18 protein-coding genes and 5 pseudogenes are annotated in these 21,664 nt (G+C 61.3%); 11 read left to right on the top strand and 12 right to left on the bottom strand.

Features of this window, described 5'->3' with window-relative positions:
• Nucleotides 1–118 precede the first annotated feature (118 nt).
• On the top strand, nt 119–1,006 hold the full coding sequence (locus tag ACW4PC_RS08095; RefSeq protein ID WP_455873431.1) for an SDR family oxidoreductase: 888 nt from the start codon (nt 119–121) through the stop codon (nt 1,004–1,006).
• 286 nt (nt 1,007–1,292) lie between these two features.
• On the opposite strand, the gene ACW4PC_RS08100 is transcribed toward ACW4PC_RS08095, so the two are convergent.
• Nucleotides 1,293–2,045 (bottom strand): pyridoxine 5'-phosphate synthase, encoded by a 753-nt coding sequence (locus tag ACW4PC_RS08100; protein ID WP_455873432.1) that lies wholly within the window; start codon nt 2,043–2,045, stop codon nt 1,293–1,295.
• Nucleotides 2,046–2,473: 428 nt separating this feature from the next.
• Here ACW4PC_RS08100 and ACW4PC_RS08105 point away from each other — a divergent pair, with 428 nt between their 5' ends.
• Entirely contained in the window at nt 2,474–3,160 is a 687-nt protein-coding gene (locus ACW4PC_RS08105; RefSeq protein ID WP_455873433.1) for a MerR family transcriptional regulator, read from the top strand.
• 34 nt (nt 3,161–3,194) lie between these two features.
• On the opposite strand, the gene ACW4PC_RS08110 is transcribed toward ACW4PC_RS08105, so the two are convergent.
• The gene (locus ACW4PC_RS08110; protein ID WP_455873434.1) at nt 3,195–4,322 is read right to left on the bottom strand and encodes an ATP-dependent DNA helicase; all 1,128 of its coding nucleotides are present in this window, start codon (nt 4,320–4,322) and stop codon (nt 3,195–3,197) included.
• Nucleotides 4,323–4,489: 167 nt separating this feature from the next.
• On the opposite strand from ACW4PC_RS08110, the gene ACW4PC_RS08115 reads away from it, so the two are divergent.
• Nucleotides 4,490–5,062: a DUF922 domain-containing Zn-dependent protease gene (locus ACW4PC_RS08115; protein WP_455873639.1), complete on the top strand. Its 573-nt coding sequence runs from the start codon at nt 4,490–4,492 to the stop codon at nt 5,060–5,062.
• Here ACW4PC_RS08115 and ACW4PC_RS08120 read toward each other — a convergent pair.
• Nucleotides 5,040–6,638, bottom strand: coding sequence for an ABC-F family ATP-binding cassette domain-containing protein (locus ACW4PC_RS08120; RefSeq protein ID WP_455873640.1), 1,599 nt, complete (start codon nt 6,636–6,638; stop codon nt 5,040–5,042). The two genes, ACW4PC_RS08115 and ACW4PC_RS08120, sit on opposite strands and share 23 nt — an antisense overlap.
• A 254-nt stretch (nt 6,639–6,892) precedes the next feature.
• On the opposite strand from ACW4PC_RS08120, the gene ACW4PC_RS08125 reads away from it, so the two are divergent.
• Genes ACW4PC_RS08125 through ACW4PC_RS08135 form a run of 3 tightly spaced genes read left to right on the top strand, consistent with a single transcriptional unit; the run spans nt 6,893 to nt 8,578 of the window.
• Entirely contained in the window at nt 6,893–7,273 is a 381-nt protein-coding gene (locus ACW4PC_RS08125; RefSeq protein ID WP_455873435.1) for a COG4315 family predicted lipoprotein, read from the top strand.
• 10 nt (nt 7,274–7,283) lie between these two features.
• Nucleotides 7,284–7,799, top strand: a complete 516-nt coding sequence (locus ACW4PC_RS08130; protein ID WP_283068396.1) for an RNA polymerase sigma factor — start codon at nt 7,284–7,286, stop codon at nt 7,797–7,799.
• The gene (locus tag ACW4PC_RS08135; protein WP_455873436.1) at nt 7,796–8,578 is read left to right on the top strand and encodes an anti-sigma factor family protein; all 783 of its coding nucleotides are present in this window, start codon (nt 7,796–7,798) and stop codon (nt 8,576–8,578) included. Before ACW4PC_RS08130 ends, ACW4PC_RS08135 begins: the two co-directional genes overlap by 4 nt.
• Nucleotides 8,579–8,581: 3 nt before the next feature.
• Here the strand turns inward: ACW4PC_RS08135 and ACW4PC_RS08140 are convergent, their stop codons facing one another.
• The 3 genes from ACW4PC_RS08140 to nthA are packed head-to-tail and all read right to left on the bottom strand — an operon-like array spanning nt 8,582 to nt 10,171.
• Nucleotides 8,582–8,953: a nitrile hydratase accessory protein gene (locus ACW4PC_RS08140; protein WP_455873437.1), complete on the bottom strand. Its 372-nt coding sequence runs from the start codon at nt 8,951–8,953 to the stop codon at nt 8,582–8,584.
• On the bottom strand, nt 8,940–9,599 hold the full coding sequence (gene nthB, locus ACW4PC_RS08145) for a nitrile hydratase subunit beta (RefSeq protein ID WP_455873438.1): 660 nt from the start codon (nt 9,597–9,599) through the stop codon (nt 8,940–8,942). Before nthB ends, ACW4PC_RS08140 begins: the two co-directional genes overlap by 14 nt.
• A complete protein-coding gene (gene nthA / locus ACW4PC_RS08150; RefSeq protein WP_455873641.1) occupies nt 9,596–10,171 on the bottom strand; it encodes a nitrile hydratase subunit alpha in 576 nt (191 codons plus the stop codon). Before nthA ends, nthB begins: the two co-directional genes overlap by 4 nt.
• A 324-nt stretch (nt 10,172–10,495) precedes the next feature.
• Between nthA and ACW4PC_RS08155 the strand changes: the two genes are divergently transcribed.
• Nucleotides 10,496–10,753, top strand: coding sequence for a hypothetical protein (locus ACW4PC_RS08155; protein ID WP_455873439.1), 258 nt, complete (start codon nt 10,496–10,498; stop codon nt 10,751–10,753).
• Between the two features lie 39 nt (nt 10,754–10,792).
• On the opposite strand, the gene ACW4PC_RS08160 is transcribed toward ACW4PC_RS08155, so the two are convergent.
• On the bottom strand, nt 10,793–11,386 hold the full coding sequence (locus ACW4PC_RS08160) for a LysE family translocator (protein WP_455873440.1): 594 nt from the start codon (nt 11,384–11,386) through the stop codon (nt 10,793–10,795).
• A gap of 160 nt (nt 11,387–11,546) precedes the next feature.
• On the opposite strand from ACW4PC_RS08160, the gene ACW4PC_RS08165 reads away from it, so the two are divergent.
• Nucleotides 11,547–12,395 (top strand): aldo/keto reductase, encoded by an 849-nt coding sequence (locus tag ACW4PC_RS08165; RefSeq protein ID WP_074070314.1) that lies wholly within the window; start codon nt 11,547–11,549, stop codon nt 12,393–12,395.
• Nucleotides 12,396–12,432: 37 nt separating this feature from the next.
• On the opposite strand, the gene ilvN is transcribed toward ACW4PC_RS08165, so the two are convergent.
• Together ilvN and ACW4PC_RS08175 are read right to left on the bottom strand one after the other, a co-directional pair.
• Nucleotides 12,433–13,005, bottom strand: coding sequence for an acetolactate synthase small subunit (gene ilvN, locus ACW4PC_RS08170; protein ID WP_039846827.1), 573 nt, complete (start codon nt 13,003–13,005; stop codon nt 12,433–12,435).
• Nucleotides 13,006–13,030: 25 nt separating this feature from the next.
• Nucleotides 13,031–14,824, bottom strand: a complete 1,794-nt coding sequence (locus ACW4PC_RS08175) for an acetolactate synthase 3 large subunit (protein WP_455873441.1) — start codon at nt 14,822–14,824, stop codon at nt 13,031–13,033.
• A 349-nt stretch (nt 14,825–15,173) separates the two neighbouring features.
• Between ACW4PC_RS08175 and ACW4PC_RS08180 the strand changes: the two are divergent.
• Nucleotides 15,174–17,211 (top strand): annotated as a pseudogene (locus ACW4PC_RS08180) (ATP-binding protein).
• Between the two features lie 4 nt (nt 17,212–17,215).
• On the opposite strand, the gene ACW4PC_RS08185 reads toward ACW4PC_RS08180, so the two are convergent.
• On the bottom strand, nt 17,216–17,476 hold the full coding sequence (locus tag ACW4PC_RS08185) for a hypothetical protein (protein WP_455873442.1): 261 nt from the start codon (nt 17,474–17,476) through the stop codon (nt 17,216–17,218).
• A 62-nt stretch (nt 17,477–17,538) separates the two neighbouring features.
• Nucleotides 17,539–18,442, bottom strand: a pseudogene (miaA, locus tag ACW4PC_RS08190) (tRNA (adenosine(37)-N6)-dimethylallyltransferase MiaA).
• Here miaA and serB point away from each other — a divergent pair.
• Both serB and ACW4PC_RS08200 read left to right on the top strand, forming a co-directional pair.
• Nucleotides 18,443–19,324 (top strand): annotated as a pseudogene (serB, locus tag ACW4PC_RS08195) (phosphoserine phosphatase SerB); the annotation flags it as partial.
• Between the two features lie 6 nt (nt 19,325–19,330).
• Nucleotides 19,331–19,898, top strand: a pseudogene (locus ACW4PC_RS08200) (GNAT family N-acetyltransferase).
• Between the two features lie 126 nt (nt 19,899–20,024).
• On the opposite strand, the pseudogene ACW4PC_RS08205 reads toward ACW4PC_RS08200, so the two are convergent.
• Nucleotides 20,025–21,636: pseudogene (locus ACW4PC_RS08205) on the bottom strand (DegQ family serine endoprotease).
• Between the last annotated feature and the right edge of the window lie 28 nt (nt 21,637–21,664).

The raw sequence follows: 21,664 nt of genomic DNA on the forward strand, positions 1-21,664 counted from the left end.
CATAATGAGATGGTTCCCTTTTGGTAACGTAGAGCGGAAAAACTGCCTTCTTTACAGCTCGAAGTCAATTCCTATTCTAGAGCTGCTCTCTTTTTGAGACCACCATAGAGGAAGACCTATGAGCGAAACGATTCTCGTCACCGGCGCGGCCGGCCAGCTTGGCCGGCGCGTCATTCATCACCTGCTCGAAACCTACAAGGTTCCGGCCGGAAGCATCATCGCCGCCACCCGCGACCCGGCGAAACTCGCGTCGCTCGCCGCCAAGGGCGTGGCCACCCGCAAGGCCGATTTCGACGATGCGGCAAGCCTCGAAGCCGCTTTCAGGGGCGTCGATCGCCTGCTGATCATCAGCACCGACGCGCTCGCCGTCCCCGGCCAGCGTCTGACGCAGCACAAGGCCGCCGTGGAGGCTGCGGCAAAAGTCGGCGTGAAGCACATCGCCTATACCTCGATGCCCTCGCCGGATAAGTCGCTCATCACTTTCGCGCCGGATCACCTCGGCACCGAGAACGCCATCAAGGCTGCCGGCATTCCCTACACGATCATCCGCAACGCCTGGTATTTCGACAACTATCTACACGGCATGCCCCATAACCTGCAGTCCGGCAGCTGGTACACGGCAAGCGGCGACGGCAAGGTTTCCAATATCTCTCGCGAGGACTGCGCATTGGCAATTGCCGCCGCCCTCGCCTCCGGAACGGCCGAGAGCGCGACCTACACGCTGACGGGCAGCCAATCGCTGACCGCCGACGAGATCGCCGCCGGCATCGCCGCTGCTGTCGGAAAGCCCTTGCAGGCCGTCAAGGTCAGCGACGAGCAGCTCGGCCAGGGCATGCGCGGCGCAGGCCTTCCCGATTTTGTCGCCGACATGCTGGTCTCAGCCGACGCCAACATCCGCGCCGGCAACTTCGACCTCCTCACAGACGACTTCAGGGCGCTGACCGGCAAGCAGACGCAGAAGCTCGAGGACTTCTTCGTTGCAAACAAGGCGGCTCTGCTGACGTAAGCGTCGCTTTCTGCCACATCAAGAGTTGATGGGGAGGGCAAGGCCGGGGCATGTCCTGGCACTTCAATCGCAGCGAAGAGCGGCAAACAGGGCGCCGCCGTCTTGCCCTGCCCTCCCTTTTCTCGTTCATGTGCCTTTCACAGGAATCCAGCGCGGCGCAGGAGACTCCCTTCAAGGTAAATGAGAGGTTTAACCCGAGGACAGAGATGGGGGAGATGAGACGTCTAGACCCTCTGCACCCTCATTGCGCGCCCCCCTCGTCCTTCGAAAGAAGAAGCACTGTCCCTCATATCTTCTGCCCGCACGCACGGCAGAACCGCCGCACGGTTTGCGCCATACCGTATTCCAGTGCATCCGCGGTCAGGCCGTGACCGATCGAAACTTCCGCAAGCCTCGGAATGCGCTTCACAAGCGGCGGCAGGTTGGCGACGGTCAGGTCGTGGCCGGCATTGACGCCGAGGTCGATTGCGAGTGCTGCGTCCGCCGTCTTGCCAAGCGCTTCGAGAATGGGGCCTGCCCGCTCCGGCGCATCGTAGCAGCCGCCATAAGGACCGGTATAAAGCTCGATCCGGTCCGCTCCCGTCGCCTTGGCGATCTTCACCGCTTCGGCATCGCCGTCGCCGTCGGCAAACAGCGAAACCCGGGTACCCATCTTCTTCAGTTTTGCGACGACATCCGTGAGAAAAGCCTGGTGCTTGCGGAAATCCCAGCCGTGGTCGGAGGTCGCCTGCGATGGATCATCAGGCACGAGGGTCACCTGCTCGGGTGCGGCACCTTTACAGAGATCGAGGAATTCCTGCGTCGGATAGCCCTCGATATTGAACTCGGCCTCCGGAAACTCATCGTCGATCAGATTGCGGATCACCGGCAGGTCAGAGAAGCGGATGTGCCGCTGGTCCGGCCGCGGATGGACGGTCAGCCCGCTGGCCCCCGACTGCAAGGCGATGCGCCCCAGCGCCTCGACGCTCGGCCAGGGCAAATCGCGCCTGTTGCGCAGCATGGCGATGGCGTTGAGATTGACGGAAAGCGTCGTCGGCATGTCGATGATCCATTCAGTGCGATAAGCGTGAGCTGCTTTTTATGCCAATGGGGCGGGCGAGGCCAACGAGATTCGCATATGACTGCATGCAAATCTGTGATGGACGCTCGCATGGTCGGAAAGGGACCACGGCAGGAGTATTTCCCATTCCGCCGCAAGAAATTCAGCCGCCGCGGGCACCCTGTCCGGCCAACCTTACGTTGGATATAAGTTTTCGGGCGCTGCGTTGCTATCCTATTTAAAAGCGATTATTTTTAGCACTTACAAAAATGTCCGTTCACGCATAACGTGAGAATAAGTATCGAGTAAGTACGCCGCGTACTGCTTCTTCCCGACGACAAGAACGCCTCGAGGAAACACCACTCCGCAGCGCCTTCGAAGCAACTGGCCAAACCGCATGAGGTGCAACTTTTGCCCCAGGAGGGTTCATGCCAGACGGTACCAAACGTGCCGCCGCCGGTAAGTCTTCGGAGCGCCGGTCGAGATACCGGTTCCTTCCATCTGCCGCACTGCCGCCGGATTTGCCTGAGGAACCGGTGCCTATCGCCGAGATGGCGAACGCATTCGGGGTCACGCACAGGACGCTGCATTTCTACGAAGAGAAAGGACTGCTGTCGGCAAACCGTATCGGCCTGATGCGCGTTTACGGCGAGGACGACGTGATGCGCATGGCCGTCATCAACGTCTGCCGCGAGACCGGGATGCCGATCGCGGTCATTCAGGAGCTGATGGGCGAATTGCGCAGTGCCTCCTCGCAGGAGGAAGCAGAGGCAATCTTCCAGGAGGCGCTCGCCGTACGCAAGCGCGAGCTGACGGCGGAAATGTCGACGCTGCACCGTCAGTTGCAACAGGTCAGCGATCTGCTCGACCCCGATGCCAGCAGCGAGATACCGCCGCTGAACGACAACGAGGATCAATCCGCCCTTTCGGATGAGGAACTGCGGTGCCTCTCGTTGATGGCCGAAGGCTTCTCGACGCAGCGTATCGCCCGCGCGCTTGACCTGAAGCATGACGAAGCACAGGGGCTCGAAGCTGACATCATCCTGAAGTTCCGGGCAAACAACCGCTTTCAGGCGATCACCAAGGCAGTGCTTCTCGGCATCGTCAAGGTATAACGTTCCGGCAATGGCCGCCACCGTTTCCGCAGCTTCACCGCACGATCGTCAGCGTCTCCGCCGCGCGCGTGATCGCCGTGTAAAGCCAGCGTTCGCGCGTATCGCGGAAGGCCCAGCTTTCATCGAAAAGCACGACATTGTTCCACTGCGAGCCCTGCGCCTTGTGCACGGTGAGCGCATAGCCGTAATCGAATTCGTCGTAGCGCTTGCGCGTATTCCACGGGATTTCGCCTTCGACATCCTCGAAAACCTGCTTCAGCAGCTTGATCTTGGCCGCGCCGCGATCCATGTCGTCGTCTTCCGGCCGCACGAGCAGGTTGATGCCCGGCTTCGTCGTCTCCTTCGATGACGTCATTACCTGCCAGAGCGAACCGTTGAGCAGCCCTTTGGCGGGGTCGTTGCGCAGGCAGACGAGCTTGTCGCCCGTCTGCGGATAATCCGCCGTGAAGCCCTTCAACTCCCGCAGGCGCTGGTTATAGCGCCGCCGCGTGCGGTTGGTGCCGACAAGCACCTGATCTGCATCGAGCACCAAGGCCTGGTTGACTTCGTTCTTGGCGATCACCTGGGCGGTGCCGTAGTCGCCATATATGATCTCGTTGCCTTCGCGCACCTGCATCGCAAGCTTGATAATCGGATTGTCGCGCGCCTGGCGGTGAATGTCCGTCAGCAGGTAATCCGGCTCCTGATTAGTAAAGAAGCCGCCGCCCGAAACCGGCGGCAGCTGGCCGGGATCGCCGAGCACCAGGATCGGCGTGCCGAAGCTCATCAGGTCCTTTCCAAGCGCCTCGTCGACCATCGAGCATTCGTCGACGATGATAAGCGCCGCCTTGGCGACCGGGCTCTGCCGGTTGATGGTGAACATCGGCGTCATCGAGGTCTTGCCGGTTTCCTCGTCCTCGACAGCCTCTTCCCCACGCGGGCGATAGATCAGCGAATGGATGGTCTTGGCATTGCTGGCACCGCGCGAGCGCAACACCTGCGCCGCCTTGCCGGTGAAGGCGGCAAACAACACGTCGCCATCGACATTCTCCGCAAAATGCTTGGCGAGCGTCGTCTTGCCCGTTCCGGCATAACCGAACAGACGAAAGAGCGGCGACCGGCCCTCCTTCAGCCATTTCGAAACGGCCTTCAGGGCTTCGTCCTGTTGCGGAGCAAATTGCATGAGAGCGACTTGGCAGGATTCGCAGCCGCGAAGCAAGGTGGAAAAGTGCGCCCGCAGATTGCTGCCGCGCGATTGCCTGCTTTCCGCCGCTTGAACGCAGGTTTTGCGCCCTTTAGTGTCGTCCCGTTGCTTGAGGGATTCACGTGAGAAGAAGCATTCAATTATGCATGATGATGGCGGCCCTGCCGATACCTGCTGCCGCCCACGCGGAATGGCAGGCCGTCGAACAGGTCAAGCCCTATACCATCACTGGCAAATCCGGCGCCGAGCTCTACGCATCGATCGGCGAACACGGCCCGAAAGCTGGCATCGGACGCGTCATCGCGCACACGACCTTCAAGCTCACCTGGACCAGGAAATACGAGCCGCAGGCGGACAGGTCCTGCAGACTGACTGTGGCGCGGCCGAAACTGATTATCACTTACACTCTACCTAAGCCGACAACACAGCTGCCACCTGCAACCAAGGCAAGCTGGGACAGCTTCATTACTGGCGTCGAGACCCACGAGCGCTGGCACGGCGAAACCATAAAGCTTATGGTCAAGGCGATTGAAGCCTACAGCCTCGGCCTCACCGCCGCCGACGATCCGGACTGCAGCAAGATCCGCGTCGTGCTGACAAAACGCCTCGGCGAACTCTCCGGCTACCAGCGCCAGCAGGGCCGCGACTTCGACAAGGTCGAAATGGGCCAAGGCGGCAACATCCAGCAGCTGATCCTCAAGCTGGTAAACGGCCCTTAGGCAACTCCAGTCTGCGCGTAATCCCAATGCCTTCCAGAAAGACTTCGTCGTGACTGACGACCAGCAGCGCGCCGTCATAGGCACGCAATCCGCTCTCGACCGCAGCGATCGAATCGAGGTCGAGATGATTGGTCGGCTCGTCCAGGATCAGGAGCGAAGGCGGTTCCGGTCCGCCCAGAACGCACGCCAGACCGGCCCGCAACAGCTGGCCGCCGCTGAGCGTCGATACGATCCGGAGCGCCGCATCGGCCCTGAACATGAACCGGGCGAGCGCCGCCCGACAGGCATTTTCAACCGCGCGCGGGTTTATCCGCAGAAAGTTGTCGCGGATCGAAATCGACGGATCGAGAAGGCTCACCTGCTGATCGAGCATTGCGAACTTGGTCATGACCGAGACCGTCCCGGTCCAGGGCTTCAACTCCGCGGTGACAAGCGCCAGCAATGTCGTCTTGCCCGAACCGTTCGGGCCGGTGACGGCGATGCGCTCCGGTCCAACGATGCCGAAGGACAGATCGCTGAGAACCGGCTCGGCAGGCCGATAGCCCGCCGTCACCGAATCCATCTTCACGACAACCTTGTTGGCAGGCAGTCCGGCCGGCGGAAGCGTCACTGAAAAGGGCTGCAGGATTTCGATCTTCTCGCGCGCGGCTGCTGCATCTTCGAGCGCCTGGGTACGCCGGCGTTCGGCAAGCCGGGCGTTATCGCCGCCTGTTGCTTCGCTGCGCTCCTTCAAGCCGCCGGCGACGATACGCGGCATGTCGCCTCTGGCAGCCTTCTTCCGGCCGATACGATCCCTGCGAGCTTGCCGTTCGGCCGTTGCTTGGGCGCTTCGGGCAACCTCGGCCACACGCTTCTCGGCATCGGCGAGATCATGCTGCACGGCAGCCAATTCTAAAGCCTTGCGCTCCTGATACTGGCTCCAGTTGCCGCCGTAACGCGTGGCCTCAAGCGAAGTCAGTTCGACGATGGCGTCCATGGTTTCGAGCAATTCCCGGTCATGGCTGACGACGATGGCCCCCGCCCGCCAGTTTGCAATGAGGTCGATGACGGCCTGGCGGCCATCGCGGTCGAGATTGTTGGTCGGCTCGTCCAGGATGAGAAAATCGGGCTCGGAGAAGATCAGCGCTGCAAGCCCTGCCCGCGTGCGCTGTCCACCCGACAGTGCGACAAGGCGCGTTTCGGGCTCAGCGTCAATTCCCGCGCGATCGAGGGCCGAAGCAATGCGGGCTTCCAGCATCCAGTCGGCCGATGCAACCTCTTCAGCGGTCGCCTCGCCCGCCTCGGCACGCCGAAGGACGGCGAGCGCCTCGGTCACGCCGAAGAGAGCGCCAACCGTTTCTTCGGCTTCCTCCTGGACCCTTTGGCGGAGCATGCCCAGGCGGCCGCCTAACGCAATGGTCCCGGACAAAGGCTGGAGTTCGCCTGAGATCAGCTTGAGAAGCGTGGTCTTGCCAACGCCGTTGCGGCCGACAAGACCCGTTCGGTCCGCGCTGAAGCTTAGATCGAGACTTGAGAAAAGCGGTTGGCCGTCAGGTGTGGACCACGACAGATTGGAGAGTGTGATGAATGCAGGCATGGACATGAAATTCCCCAGTGGCAAGGCGAATTGGCGTTGCGATCGGGTTGAAATCCATTGCTGCACACATCCTGTTGAGATCAACGATGACCGGCAATTTAAGTCACGAGGGTTTCTGGTTCAAGCAGGGTCGGCACGGCACCAAACGCGCCATTGATTCAAAAAATCTCTCACACCGCATGGAATAAAATCACTGCTCCCGGTGTCTCATCTCCGGTAAGCAAAAAAGCTGCCGAACGTGAGGAGAGACCCACATGAAATCCGTAAAATTCGTGATCGCTTTCGCCGTCGCATCTGCTGCGGCAACGGCTGCATTCGCGGCAGCGCCGGTCATGACCGTCGAATCCGCCAAGGGCAAGGTGCTCGCCGGCGAAAACGGAATGACGCTCTATACCTTCAAGAAGGACACGAAAGGCGTTTCCAATTGCTACGACCAATGCGCCAAGAACTGGCCGCCGCTGATGGCCGCTGGCGATGCGAAGGCCGATGGTGCATATTCGCTCATCGACCGCAAGGACGGCACAAAGCAATGGGCCAAGGACGGCATGCCGCTCTATTTCTGGGTGAAGGATACTAAGAAGGGCGATATCACCGGCGATGGCGTGGGGGGCAACTGGGATCTTGCCAAACCCTGAGTGGACCGGCGTGAAGACACCCGCACCCGAAACATTCGAGGGCCAGATCCTGGCCCTCCTTCCCTCGCTCCGGCGCTATTCGCGAAGCCTCACCCGCTCCGACGCCGACGGCGAGGATCTGCTGCAGGACTGTGTCGAGAAAGTACTCGCCCGCCGTTCGCAGTGGCGTGGCTTGAACCTGCGCGGCTGGGCGCTGACTATCATGACCAATCTCTACCGCAACACCCGCCGCCAGAGCCCACCCAGCATGATGGTCGAGCTTGACAGCGCCGAAGACATGCCCTCACCGGAGACGACCGCCGATCCGCTAGAGCGCTTGCGGCTGGAAGACGCGCTGAACAGCCTGTCGGAGGAAAACCGCGCCGTGCTGATGCTGGTTGTCATCGAAGGCTATACCTACAGCGAAGTGGCCGCCGCGCTCGACATACCGGTCGGCACCGTCATGTCGCGCCTGTCGCGCGCGCGTCAGCGGCTTGGAGACCGAATGAAGGCCGACAATGTGATCACGCTTCGGAGACCGAAATGAACGAGACCAACTCGACCGCGCCCGAAGCGGACCTCCACGCCTATGCCGACGGGCAACTGCCCGAAAACGCCCGCGCCCGTGTCGAGGCTTGGCTGCAGGACAATCCCGAGGACGCTGCCAAGGTGACGGCATGGCAGGCGCAGAATGCTGCGATCCGTTCAACGTTCGCGCCTTACGAAAAATCCAAGGAAAACGACATCCTGCTGGTCGATCCGGAAAATGGCGCTTCCGTTTGGCCGAGACGTTCGGCCATTGCTGCAGCCGCCGTCGCTCTCTTCGCGCTTGGCGTCCTTGCCGGTCATTACGGCCCTCGGCTCGTCCAGCAAACCGAACTGCAGCTTGCCGCTTCCGAGACACTGCCGGCAGAGGCGCAGAACGCCTTCCTGGTCTATGCAGGCGAGGTCCGCCATCCTGTCGAAGTCTTCGCCAATGAGGAAGCGCATCTGGCGACCTGGCTCGGCAAGCGGCTTTCTATTCCGAACCTGAAGGTGCCGGATCTACAGCCCCTCGGCTTCCGGCTCGTCGGCGGACGGCTGCTGCCGGTGGATGGAAAGCCGGGCGCGATGTTCATGTATGAGAATCAGGCTGGCGAACGCCTGACCGCGTTGGTCGGCCGCAACAAAGCGAACCGGACGACGAGCTTCCGTTTTGCCTCCGCCGGCGATGTCGAGACATTCTACTGGATCGACGGCGAGCTCGGCTATGCCGTCACCGGCGAGATTTCGCGCGATATGCTGCGGCAGGTGGCCGAGGAGTGCTACAAGCAGTTCCCGTCGTGACGATCAGCGCAGCGGATCGTTGGAAAGCTCGATCGGCTTTCCGTGCGGCGTGGCTTCCGCCGCACGCTGCCAGCTCTCCTGCAGCGAAAGGATGGCGCCGGCGTCGGCGATGCCTTTGCTGACAAGGAGCGAGGATAGCGCCGCGACCCAGCAGTCGAAGTAGTCGCTGCCATCCACCGCCCGGCCAGGCTTGTGCAGTTCGGCCGAAAGCGTCTCCGCCCACTCGCTCCATGTGAAGAGACCGCGTTCGTGAAGGTGCACTGTCATTGCAAAAGCAGCAGCCGCCCAGGGCTCGGGAAAGACCGGCTCGCCATCGGCGGATTTCGGCAGTTGGGGCGATCGCGTCAGCGGCGATGCCGTTTCACAAAGGCTCAAGGTAGCTCTCCCAGGCATCGATCGAAACCGTCAGCGATGGATCGGCGCCCTCGCCCCAGATTTCCCTGCCATCGAAAACGACGGTATAGACCCATTGTGGGTTCTCGCCCCTGCCATGCGCATTGTCGTCCGGGAACACGAAGGAGCCCTGCACCGCCTCGACCACGCCATTCTTGGCACGCGCATAGCGCGGCAGCCGGGTATGCGTTTGCGGATTGAAATTCTTTGTCCGGACTTTCTCGCCGACGGCAAAGCGCGCAGCGCTTTCCACGGGACGGTCGCAAGCGCCGCCGCGCGCCAGAACGTTCGCAACCATATCCGCCTTCAGAACCCGTTTCGGCACCGCTCCGGCCGTCTGCTTGTGGCCGACATCGATCTCCGCAGCCGTTGCAAATCCGTGCCGATCGAGCAGCACTTCCAGCGCCCGCATCCATATTTCGTAATAGCTTGCGGAGAGATAATCAGCTGGCGGAATATTCTCGCGCGCATGCCGGCTCTCGTCGATCGTCCAGGCACCGAAGGCACCGCACGATAGCGTCAGTCCAAGCGCACGCTTCTCCCACTCAGCATGGAAATACGGCTCGTCCTTTTCAGGCGCGACCGGCCCGAACCCCATCTGTCCACCGAGATCGTGCGGCCCGTTCATGCGGCTGCTCCCGGAGCAGACGCAATTGCCGTCCCGATCATCGAATCGCGGCTGACGAGACCGGCAAGTTGCTGCTCGCTCAGACCTTCCGTTCCCACGGGGCGCTCGGGAATGACGAGATAGCGCAGCTCGGCCGTCGAATCCCAGACCCGGATTTTCTTTTCCGCGGGCAGCGTCAGGCCGAATTCGGCAAGCACGCCGCGCGGATCGATCACCGCCCGCGAGCGATAGGCCGGCGCCTTGTACCAGACCGGCGGCAGGCCGAGCACCGACCAGGGATAGCAGGAGCAAAGCGTGCAGACGACGAGGTTATGGGTCTTGGGCGTATTGAAGACGGCGCGCATGTGCTCGCCCTGCCGCCCGGTATAGCCGAGGCTCGCAATTGCCGCCGTCGCATCGCTCTTCAGCCATTCAGCGAATGCCGGATCGCTCCAGGCCTTTGCCACGACATGGGCGCCGTTGCGCGGGCCGATCTTCGTCTCATAGGTCTCGACGATTGCATCGATCGCCGCCGGATCGATCAGCCCTTTCTCCGTCAACACCGTCTCCAGCGCCTTCACCCGCGCCTGCATGTCCGAATAGCGGTTGTCGTGTTGATGATCATGATCATGATGGTCGTGCAAGACGAGGCCCTCCGCGCGCACAGGATATTATCTTTAGGCGCTTGAATGCACCTCGCCAAGCCAATCTATGTGCCTTGCGGTTTTTCGATAACGTCCGTGGGCACAAGCCTGCCGTAACGTTAGACGCACCGCCTTACGTCATGCCGGGCCAAAGACAACCAAGCGCAACGACGTAAGCACCTGAAACAAAATAGCTAATCCCTTTGCTCCCGAGGTCAAATCCGGTTTGCGTGATATTCTCCGCAATCTCGCAAGTAGGGGAAAGGCATTGCGATGAACAGGATCACTCTTCCCGCAGCAGCGCTCGGCGCCGTAGTCGCTTCCTGGGCAAGCGCGGACGACTATCACGATCTGAAAAAGGGCGAGTATCAGATCCCCGGGCATCCCTATAAATCCGCGGAGAACTGCCAGCGCACCGCTCCGGTCGGCAAGTTCGACCGCCGTTGCGACATTCCGCTCCTGGGCTTCCGCAACTTTACCGACCCGACGATCATCGTTCAGTCTGGCGGCATCGGCGGGTTCGGCATCTAAGCGCCTCTGCGGGCGGCTGCCTGGACCGTCCGCTTTTTTCTATTTCAACATCGGCCAGAGGCTCAGCACCAAGAGCACCGCCATGGTGACGTTGAACCATTTGAGCCTCACCGGGTCGGACAGCCATTCGCTCAATGCGGAACCGAAGCCGGCCCAGGTCGAAACGCTTGGAATGTTGACCGCGGCAAAGGCAAGGCCGACGATCAGCACGCTGGCGAGATAGAGGTCGCGATTGGTGTAGGTCGCCATGGCCGTTACCGCCATGACCCAAGCCTTGGGATTGACCCACTGGAAGGCGGCAGCAGCAAGGAATGACATCGGCTTGACGCTGTCCTTGCCTCCGCTCAGCGCCCGCGACGTCGCGATCTTCCACGCGATCCAGACGAGATAAATGCCGCCCGCAAATTTCAGCGCCGTGTAAAGCGCAGGCACCGTTCGCAGCAACGCGTCGAGCCCAAGTCCGACGCCGAGAAGCAGCGAAAAAAAGCCGGCGCCGATGCCCACCATATGCGGGACCGTCCGACGAAAGCCGAAATTCACCCCAGATGCAAAGAGCATCATATTGTTCGGCCCCGGCGTGATCGATGTCGTGAAGGCAAAGAGAACGAGAGCCAGAAACGTATCCAGCGGCATGGAACCTCCCGTAGATCGTCAACCCATGACGATCCCTGTCGATTGAAATCCGCTAACCCGCCTGCATTTCCTAAGCCAGATAATCATTGTCATGGTGACAGGATTGCTTGAAAGATGACGCGTCTGCGCAATCTTTGAAGGAAAAATGAAAGATTCGGCCATGCAAGACGACCCTATCCCGGCGATCACCTTCCCGAACGGCATCGAAGTCCCCGCTCTCGGCCAGGGCACCTGGAACATGGGAGAACGGGCGTCGGAAGCCGAGCGCGAAATCGCAAGTCTCAAAGCCGGCATAGAGCTCGGCATGACGCTGATCGATACGGCCGAAATGTACGGCGAAGGCGATTCCGAGCGCATCGTCGGCCGCGCCATAAAGGGCCGGCGCGACGGCCTGTTCATCGTCACCAAGGTCTATCCGTGGAATGCCAGCCGCAGGGGCACGATCGAAGCCTGCGAGCGGAGCCTGTCACGTCTCGGCATCGACCAGATCGACCTCTACCTGCTGCATTGGCGGGGCGAGCATCCGCTGGCCGATACCGTCGAAGCCTTCGAGGACCTGAAGGACGCCGGAAAGATCGGCGCCTGGGGCGTTTCGAACTTCGATATCGGCGACATCGAGGAACTGCTTGCCGTTCCGGGCGGTCGGCACGTCGCTGCCAACCAGGTTCTCTACAATCTCGCGCGCCGCGGCATCGAATATGATCTTCTGCCCTGGTGCCAGGAGCATGGTGTCCCGGTCATGGCCTATTCGCCGATCGAACAGGGCCGCATCCTGCACAATCCCGAGCTCATCCGCATCGCCAAGGCCAATCAGGCAACCCCGGCTCAGATTGCCCTTGCCTTCCTTCTGGAACGCGACGGCGTGATCGCCATTCCGAAGACGTCGAATGCCGACCGCGCCGCTGAAAACCGCGATTGCGTCTCGCTCGATATTAGCGACGAGGACTGGGCGGCGCTCGACGCCGCCTTCCCGCCGCCGACCCGCAAATCGGCGCTCGAAATGCTCTGAGACTTCAGGCTGCCGCGTGCGCTGGCCAGACGCCGGTTCACATCCCCTGCGGACCGCGGTTCATGGCGGCGATGCCGGTGCGGCAGACTTCGATCAAGCCGAGCGGCTTCATGATCGCCACGAACTGATCGATCTTCGAGGACTTGCCGGTGATCTCCAGAATGAAATGCTCGACAGTCGCGTCGACCACCTTGGCATGGAAGGCATCGGCAAGACGCAGCGTCTCGGCCCGTGTTTCGCCGGTCCCGATCACCTTGACGAGCGCCACTTCCCGTTCGATCGGACGCTCCTGCCCGAGTTCGCGAGCACGCACCGTCAAGTCCACGACGCGGTGCACCGGCACGATGCGCTCGAGCTGGGCCTTGATCTGCTCCAGCACATGCGGCGTGCCTCGTGTCACGATGGTAATGCGCGACAGATGCGCCTGATGCTCGGTTTCGGAGACCGTGAGGCTTTCGATGTTGTAGCCTCGGCCGGAGAACAGGCCGATGACACGGGCAAGGACGCCCGGCTCGTTGTCGACGAGGATCGAGAGCGTATGGTTCTCGGCGGCTGCGGTTTCCGGCGAGATGAAGTAGGCGGAGCCTGTCGGCTGTAAATGTGCGTTCATTGTCTTGGCTTCCTCACCTTCGATATCAAACGAGCTGACGGCCCTTGGCGTCGATCGCATTGGCGACCGCTTCGTCCGTGGCTTCGTCCGGCAGCAGCATCTCGTTATGCGCCTTGCCCGATGGGATCATCGGGAAGCAGTTGGCGAGATTGGCAACGCGGCAATCGAGGATGACCGGCTTCTTCACGTCTATCATCTCCTGGATCGTACCGTCGAGATCATCCGGCTTTTCGCAGCGCAGGCCAACGGCGCCATAGGCTTCCGCCAGCTTCACGAAATCCGGCATCGCCTCCGTATAGGAATTGGATAGCCGATTGCCATGCAGCAGCTGCTGCCACTGGCGGACCATGCCCATGTACTGGTTGTTCATGATGAAGATCTTGATGGGCGCATTGTGCTGGATCGCCGCCGACATTTCCTGGATGCACATCTGGATCGAAGCATCGCCGGCAATATCGATGACGAGGCTATCAGGATGAGCGATCTGCACGCCGAGCGCTGCCGGCAGGCCGTAACCCATCGTGCCGAGACCGCCCGAAGTCATCCAGCGGTTCGGCTGTTCGAAACCGAAGAACTGCGCCGCCCACATCTGATGCTGGCCGACTTCGGTCGTGATGTAGGTATCGCGGTCCTTCGTCAATTCGTACAGCCGCTCAAGCGCATATTGCGGCATGATGACGTCGTTGCTTTTCGTGTAGGCGAAGGAGTTGCGCGCACGCCAGCGGGCGATATTCGTCCACCAGTCAGAAAGCTGGCCCTTCTCCGGCCTCTTCGGCAGAGCACGCCACAGGCGGACCATGTCTTCCAGAACATGGGCGACATCGCCACGGATCGGGATGTCGACGCGAACATTCTTGTTGATCGAGGACGGGTCGATGTCGATGTGGATCTTCTTGGAATTCGGTGAGAAGGCATTGATGCGGCCGGTAATGCGGTCGTCGAAACGGGCGCCAATGCAGACCATGACGTCGCAATCGTGCATCGCCATGTTGGCCTCGTAGGAACCGTGCATGCCGAGCATCTTCAGCCAGTTCTTGCCTGAGGCCGGATAGGCGCCGAGCCCCATCAGCGTCGAGGTGATCGGGAAGTCGGTGAGTTCGACCAGCTCGCGCAGCAGCTTGCAGGCCTCGGGACCGGAATTGACGACGCCGCCGCCGGAATAAATGACCGGACGACGCGCACTGGCCATCAGCTCGATTGCCGCATGAATCTGGTTGAGATCGCCCTGGAGTTTCGGCTGATAGCTCTTCTGGATCGCATGATCGCCCGGCGGCGTATAGGTGCCGGTCGCGAACTGGATGTCCTTCGGAATATCGACGACGACCGGGCCGGGACGGCCGGACTGCGCGATGCGGAAGGCTTCATGGATGATGGCAGCGAGCTCGTTAACGTCCTTGACCAGCCAGTTGTGCTTGGTGCAGGGGCGCGTGATGCCGACGGTATCGCATTCCTGGAAGGCATCGGAGCCGATGAGCGAGGTCGGTACCTGGCCAGTGAGGCAGACCAGCGGAATGGAGTCCATCAGCGCGTCCTGCAGCGGCGTGACGGCATTGGTTGCACCCGGACCGGAGGTGACCAGCATGACGCCGACCTTGCCGGTCGAGCGGGCATAGCCTTCGGCCGCATGGCCGGCGCCCTGCTCGTGGCGAACGAGGATATGCTTGATCTCCTCCTGCTGGAATATCTCGTCATAGATCGGCAGCACCGCACCGCCCGGATAGCCGAAGAGATGTTCGACGCCGTTGTCCTTCAGCGCCCGCAGAACGATCTCCGCGCCTGTCATCCGATTGTCTGGTGTCTGGTTGTCCGTGCCCGTCATGTTTTCTGTTCCGTTTTGACTGCTGGAATTGAGGTCTTCGGTGCGGAGGCCTGGATTTCAGGCATAAAAAAAGGCCCCAGAGGGAGCCTGTCAACTAGCGCATGGGTGGCTATCGCCGGATGGCTACACCATCCTGCCCATGCGCTTTCCCACCACAATAAGAACTGCTGCGATTTTCATGGGCGCAATTGATAGACAGAAAATTTCACAGCGTCAACGCTTCCCGAAATAAAAAATCGGTGCGCGCTAAAAGATGTAGCGCCGGTTATCCCGTTAAAATACAAGAGGCCCGAAGGGTTTTGTTAAAGGATAAATCATATGATCGCCTGCTAACGCAGGGAGTAGGCCGTTGCTCAACAACGACTTGCAAACGTCAGGCAAAGCCAGCGATCAGGATCGCCGCGACAATCTAACCCCCGGGAATCGCTTCCTCGGCCGCGTCGTCGCGTGCAGCGGCTCACGCGCGACCATCGCCGCCGTCGCAGAGGCCGGCGGCACCGATCTCACCGAACTATGGTCCGTCGGCCGTTTGATTTCGATCAGCGTCGGGCCGAAACCGCGTCGTCGCCCTCGTTTACGCCATGAACACTGGCACGCATGGCTGGGGCGAGGGAGAGGACAACTATTTCAGGATCGAGACCGAGCTGCTCGGCGAAGTCCGCGTCGAGGAAAACGGCCGCGAGGAATTCTCGACCGGCATCTCACGCTATCCCCATCTCGGCGCCATTGCGCACCGCATCCGCGCCGCCGATCTGATGCGCATCTACGACGCAGGCACCGGGACGACGGCGGTCATCGGCAACCTCACCCAGGACGAAAGCATCGATGCGGCGATTCACATCCCCTCGATGCTTTCCAAGCATTTCGCCATCGTCGGCTCCACGGGCGTCGGCAAATCCACGGCCGTCTCGCTGCTTTTGCACAAGGCGATCGAAGCCGATCCGAAGTTGCGCGTCCTGATCCTCGATCCGCACAACGAATTCGCCGCCGCTTTCCCGAAGCATTCGGTCGTCATCGATACCGACACGCTCGACCTGCCCTTCTGGCTGATGCGGCTTGAAGAATTCGCAGAAGTCGTCTTCCGCGGCCGCGCGCCAGTGCCTGAGGAACTCGACATGCTTCGCGACATCATGCCTGACGCCAAGCGCGCCTTTCGCGGCAGCGACAATTCTCTCGTCCGCCGCACCACCGAGAAGAGCTCGATCACCGCCGACACGCCGGTCCCCTACCGTATGGCCGACCTGCTGGCGCTTATCGACGAGCGCATCGGCCGTCTCGAAGGCCGCGCCGAGAAGCCCTTCCTGCGCTCGTTGAAGATGCGCATCATCGCGGCGATCAACGATCCGCGCTACCACTTCATGTTCTCCAACAACACGATCAGCGACACGATCATGGACACCGTGGCGCAGATATTCCGCATTCCTGGCGACGACCGGCCGATCTGCACGTTCCAGCTTTCCGGTATCCCGTCGGAAGTGGTGAACTCGGTCGCCTCCGTCCTGTGCCGCATGGCCTTCGAAATCGGGCTCTGGAGCGACGGCGCTGTCCATATGCTCGTCGTCTGCGAAGAAGCGCACCGCTATGTTCCGGCCGATCCGAACCTCGGCTTCATCCCGACGCGCCAGGCCATCGCTCGCATCGCCAAGGAAGGCCGCAAGTACGGCGTCTCGCTCGGCATCATCACGCAACGCCCCGGCGAACTCGACCAGACGATCCTCTCACAGTGCTCAACGCTGTTTGCCATGCGCCTTGCCAACGATCGCGACCAGGACATCATCCGCTCGGCAATCCCGAATTCGTCGATCTCGACGACGAGCTTCATTTCCTCGATCGGCAACGGCGAAGCGATCGCCTTCGGCGAGGCGATCAGCGTGCCGATGCGCATGCGCTTTTCGCGCGTCGAGCAGCATCTGCTTCCGAAGGCGAACGGGGCGACCGCCAAGCATTCCGACGAGGATCCCGATACGGTCGATCTGCGCAAGATCGTGACGCGCATGCGCGCCGTCAGCGGCGGGCCGGATATTTCGTCTTTCCAGCAAAGCTACAGTGCCGCGCAGAGCGACATGCTTTTCGACGACGAAGAGCCGTCGGAGGATGCTCCCTATCCGGCATCCGTCTCTGCGCCGCCGCTGGCGCCGACCGATTCCTACAGGCCGGACATGCTGCCGCGCAGCCATGCGCCGCGCGGGCCGCAAACCGCACCGCCGCAGCCATCTTTGGATAGCCGCCTGGAAGCTCTCCGGCGAGAGATGCGCCGCGAGGAGACGACGTCGCAGCGGCCGGTGTTCTCTCAAGACCCGGCTGCCAGCCCGCACCGCGAACCCGGCATGTCGCTCCGCGAGAGCATTCTCAAGAAGCCGCTCAGGAGCCTCCATAACAAGGATTGAGGCCTCATTGCCCCTTAGATTGCCTGGCTGCAGCGGCAATGACACTCAGGTGGCGCTCTATCAGCGTCAGAAAGGCGATCGTTCCGCAGACCAGGGCGGCGACCACGATGCCGGCGATCGCGCCGAAAATCGCTCCGATCACGAACATTCCGGACCCGACTTGAGCCGAGGCGGCGGTTGCGCCGGACAGCGTGAAGAAGGCCAAAATGACGATTGCAATCAGGGCATTGATGGAAGCAAGCGTCTTTGCGAGAAAATTGTTCATGACATCTCCTGGCCGTTCGTAATGATGATAACCAGCTCACCGACTTGAAGCTTACGCCCTGATCACGGCTGCGGCGATGTCAGGCGCTTCCAGCTCTCGTCCATCTGATTGCGAAACCAGGTCATCTGCCGCTTGGCATATTGCCGTGTCGCGGCAGCACCCTTCTCGATCACTTCGCTGCGCGTCATCTCGCCCTTCAGCATGGCTGCAATCTGCGAAACGCCGATCGCCTTCATGGCCGGCATTTCCGATGAAAGGCCGAGTGCCAGCAGCGACTTGACCTCATCTTCCGCACCCTGCTCCAGCATCTTTTCGAAGCGCCCGTTGATGCGCTGGTGGAGCATGGCGCTGTTCCGGCAGGACGATGATCTTTTCCGCACGCGCCGGATCGACGATCAGCGGCCCCGCCTGCCCTTGGAAGCGCAGGATCGATTGCCCCGTTGCCTCCACCACCTCCAAGGCACGCACGATGCGTTGCCCGTCCTGGATGCTGAGACTGCCGGCAGCGGCCGGATCGAGCTTGGCGAGATCGGCATGCAGCGCTTCGGCGCCGTCATTCAGCAGGCGCGCCCGTAGCCGGTTGCGGATGTTTTCCGGTATCGCCGGCATATCCGACAGGCCGCCTGTCAGCGCCTTGAAATAAAGCCCTGTCCCGCCGACGAACACCGGCAACTGTCCCTTGGCACGCAGACTGGGCAGCAATGCCGTAACATCCCGCAACCAGGTCCCCGTCGAATAGGCAGCGCCTGCTGGCACATGGCCGTACAGATGATGTGGCACGCCCTGCATCTCCGCCTCGGACGGCCGCGCCGTCAGGATGCGCAGCGTGCCGTAGACCTGCATGCTGTCGGCGTTGATGACAGCGCCGCCGTAGCGTTTCGCCAGTTCCACGGCAAGCGCGGACTTGCCGCTGGCGGTCGGCCCGGTTATCAGGATCGCACTTGTTGCGCTCAGAAGGTTTTCCATATGGCTCTCGTTGCCACGCTTGTTGCCAATCCGTCAAATCCCGTTCTCACGCCGAGGCTTGCCGAACAGGCCGCCGAAACCGTGACGGCATCCGGGCTCTACTGGCTGGCAGACGGCATCGCCTGCGATATCGCCCTTCGCGACGGCACCGATCCGCAAGCGGCGGAGGCGATTATCCTCGCGGCCATCGCCAGCGCACCGATCGATCTGGTCGTCCAGGAGGCCGATACGCGCCGCAAGAAACTGCTGATCGCCGACATGGATTCGACGATGATCGGGCAGGAGTGCATTGACGAGCTCGCAGCCGAAGTCGGCCTTAAGGACAAGGTCGCCGCGATTACCGCCCGCGCCATGAACGGCGAGATCGCTTTCGAACCCGCACTGCGCGAACGCGTTGCACTCCTGAAAGGCCTGCCGGTTTCAGTTATCGACGAGGTTATCGCCAAGCGCATCACGCTGACGCCCGGCGGCCCGGAATTGATCGCCACGATGAAATCGAAGGGCTATTACACCGCCCTAGTCTCCGGCGGCTTCACCGTCTTCACCAGCCGGATCGCCGCAACTCTGGGCTTCCACGAAAACCGCGCCAACATTCTTCTTGAAGAGGGAGCCTTGCTCTCCGGCTTCGTGGCCGAGCCGATCCTCGGCAAGCAGGCGAAGGTGGATGCACTCAGCGAAATTTCCGCAAGGCTCGGTATCTCCACCGAAGAAGCAATCGCCGTCGGCGACGGCGCCAACGATCTCGGCATGATCCACCTCGCCGGCTCCGGCGTCGCCCTGCACGCCAAACCCACCGTCGCCGCCGAAGCGAAAATGCGCATCAACCACGGCGATCTGACCGCCCTGCTTTATATCCAGGGCTACCGGAAGACGGATTTTGTTGACGCCATGACCGTGATCGCGACGACGGACCGCCTGCTTTTGCGCAATTGGACAGATGCGGACCGGCCGCTTTTCCACGAGATCAATTCCGATCCTGACGTGATGGAATTCTTCGCCTTTCGCCGCGACCGCGCCGAAGCAGATTCGATGCTGGAAAATATCCGCAATGCCATCGCCACGGCCGGGCTTGGTTTCTATGCCATGGCACTGAAGGAAACCGATGAGCCGATCGGCTTTTGCGGCCTCTGGAGGCCCGAACTCGAACCGTTCCTCCCGGCAGGCACCATCGAAATCGGCTGGCGTCTTGCCAAACGGCATTGGGGCAACGGATATGTGACGGAAGCGGGAGAAGCATCACTTCGCCATGGTTTGCACCCAGTTCAATCCTTCCGAAATCGTCTCTTTTGCGGTAGCGGACAATCATCGTTCGACCGCCGTCATGCGCCGACTTGGCCTGCACCACGATCCGGCCCGCGATTTCGATCATCCCCGCATTCCCGACACGCATCCGCATCTGAAACGCCACGTGCTCTATGCGATCAGCCGTCAGCAATGGGAACGAAAGATCGTCTGACACCGATTACCCATGCACGACAGAGACAGGAGAATGTCGTGCTGTTGTCGTGTCGTCGTCACTGGCGCAGACACCGGTGCGGAGCGGTTCAGCAGTTCCTGAAAGGATCAGCCATTCCGCACTTTGTTATTCCATTGGCACTGCGATGAATCGCAGATCGCCGTTTGCCGAGGCGATCATCAGCTGCGCGTTGCGGCGGCCTTCCTGCTTCAACGACTGCACTTTCGCAGCCACGGCATCCGGCGACTTCATGAACTCCTGGGCGACCTCGACGATCACGTCGCCGGCCTTCAGGCCCTTTTCAGGCGGCCGCGCGAGCCGGGCGCCACCTCCGTCACCACGACGCCGTCCACGCTTTCCGCAATGCCGAAGGTCTTGCGGATTTCGGGGCTGAGCTGCGACAGCGAGAGGCCGAGCACATCCTTCGGCGTCCTGGCATCGGGCGTCACCCGGCGCCTGCTGATCGGTCTGGCCCTTGCCGTCGGGTGCCGGCTGGACCTGATCCTGATCGGGATTCGGCTCGTCCATGTCGTCGTTCTCCTCCGGATCAGGATTGATCACACCATCCGGAGAGGTATCAGCGTCGTTGGAAGCGGCCTGATCGCTATCCTCCAGACGACCGAGCGTCACCTTGACAGTCTGCTCCTTGCCGTCACGCAGCACCACGACGTCCACTTCCTTGCCGACTGGGCTTTCGGCTACGACACGCGGTAGGTCGCGCATCTCATTGACCGGCTTGCCGTCGAATTTCAGGATGACGTCGCCCGCCTTGATCGAACCGTTGTCGACCGGCCCGCCCTTGATGACACCGGCGACGAGCGCACCCTTGGCGGTATCGAGACCCAGGCTGTCGGCCACGTCGTCGGTGACCGGCTGGATGCGCACGCCGAGCCAGCCGCGGCGCGTTTCTCCGAATTCGCGAAGCTGGTTGACCACGCCCGCAGCAAGCTCCGAAGGCACCGAAAAGCCGATACCGATCGAACCGCCGCTCGGCGAAATGATCGCCGTGTTGATACCGATCACCTCGCCCTTCATGTTGAAGAGCGGACCGCCGGAATTGCCCTTGTTGATCGCCGCATCGGTCTGGATGAAGTTGTCGTACGGGCCTGCGTTGATATTGCGGCCGCGGCCGGAAATGATGCCGACGGTCACCGACCCGCCGAAACCAAACGGATTGCCGATCGCCATGACCCAGTCGCCGATGCGCATGTCGCTGGAATCACCAAACTTCACAGCCGTCAGCGGCGTCCTCGGTTCGACCTTCAGCACCGAAAGATCAGTCTTCGTGTCCGTTCCGATGAGCTTGGCTTTCAGCTTGGTGCCATTGGCGAAATTCACCTCGATGTCGTCTGCGCCCTCGATCACGTGGTTGTTGGTGACGATATAACCCGATGGATCGATGACGAAGCCGGAGCCGAGCGAGCTGACATTGTGGTTGCCGCCCTGGCCGCCCTGCTGCTTATTGAAGAAGTCGTTGAAGAATTCCTGGAACGGCGAGCCGTCCGGTGCGCGCGGCGCCGGGCCGGCACCTTCATCGCCCTTGATGTTCTGCGAGGTGGAGATGTTCACCACCGCATCGAGAAGCCCTTCAGCAAGATCGGCGACAGAGGCCGGACCATTCAACGGAGGCGTGCTCTGCGCTTCAGCAGCGCCGGTAAGACCAATATTTGCCAGAAGTGCAACACCGGCCACGAAGAGCGAGCGATCGTCTGAAGGTCGGGCGTGTCGTGGGGGCCATCAAGCTTCCTCTTATGGGGTCAAAGCGG

It is taken from the genome of Rhizobium yanglingense (genome assembly GCF_977109285.1).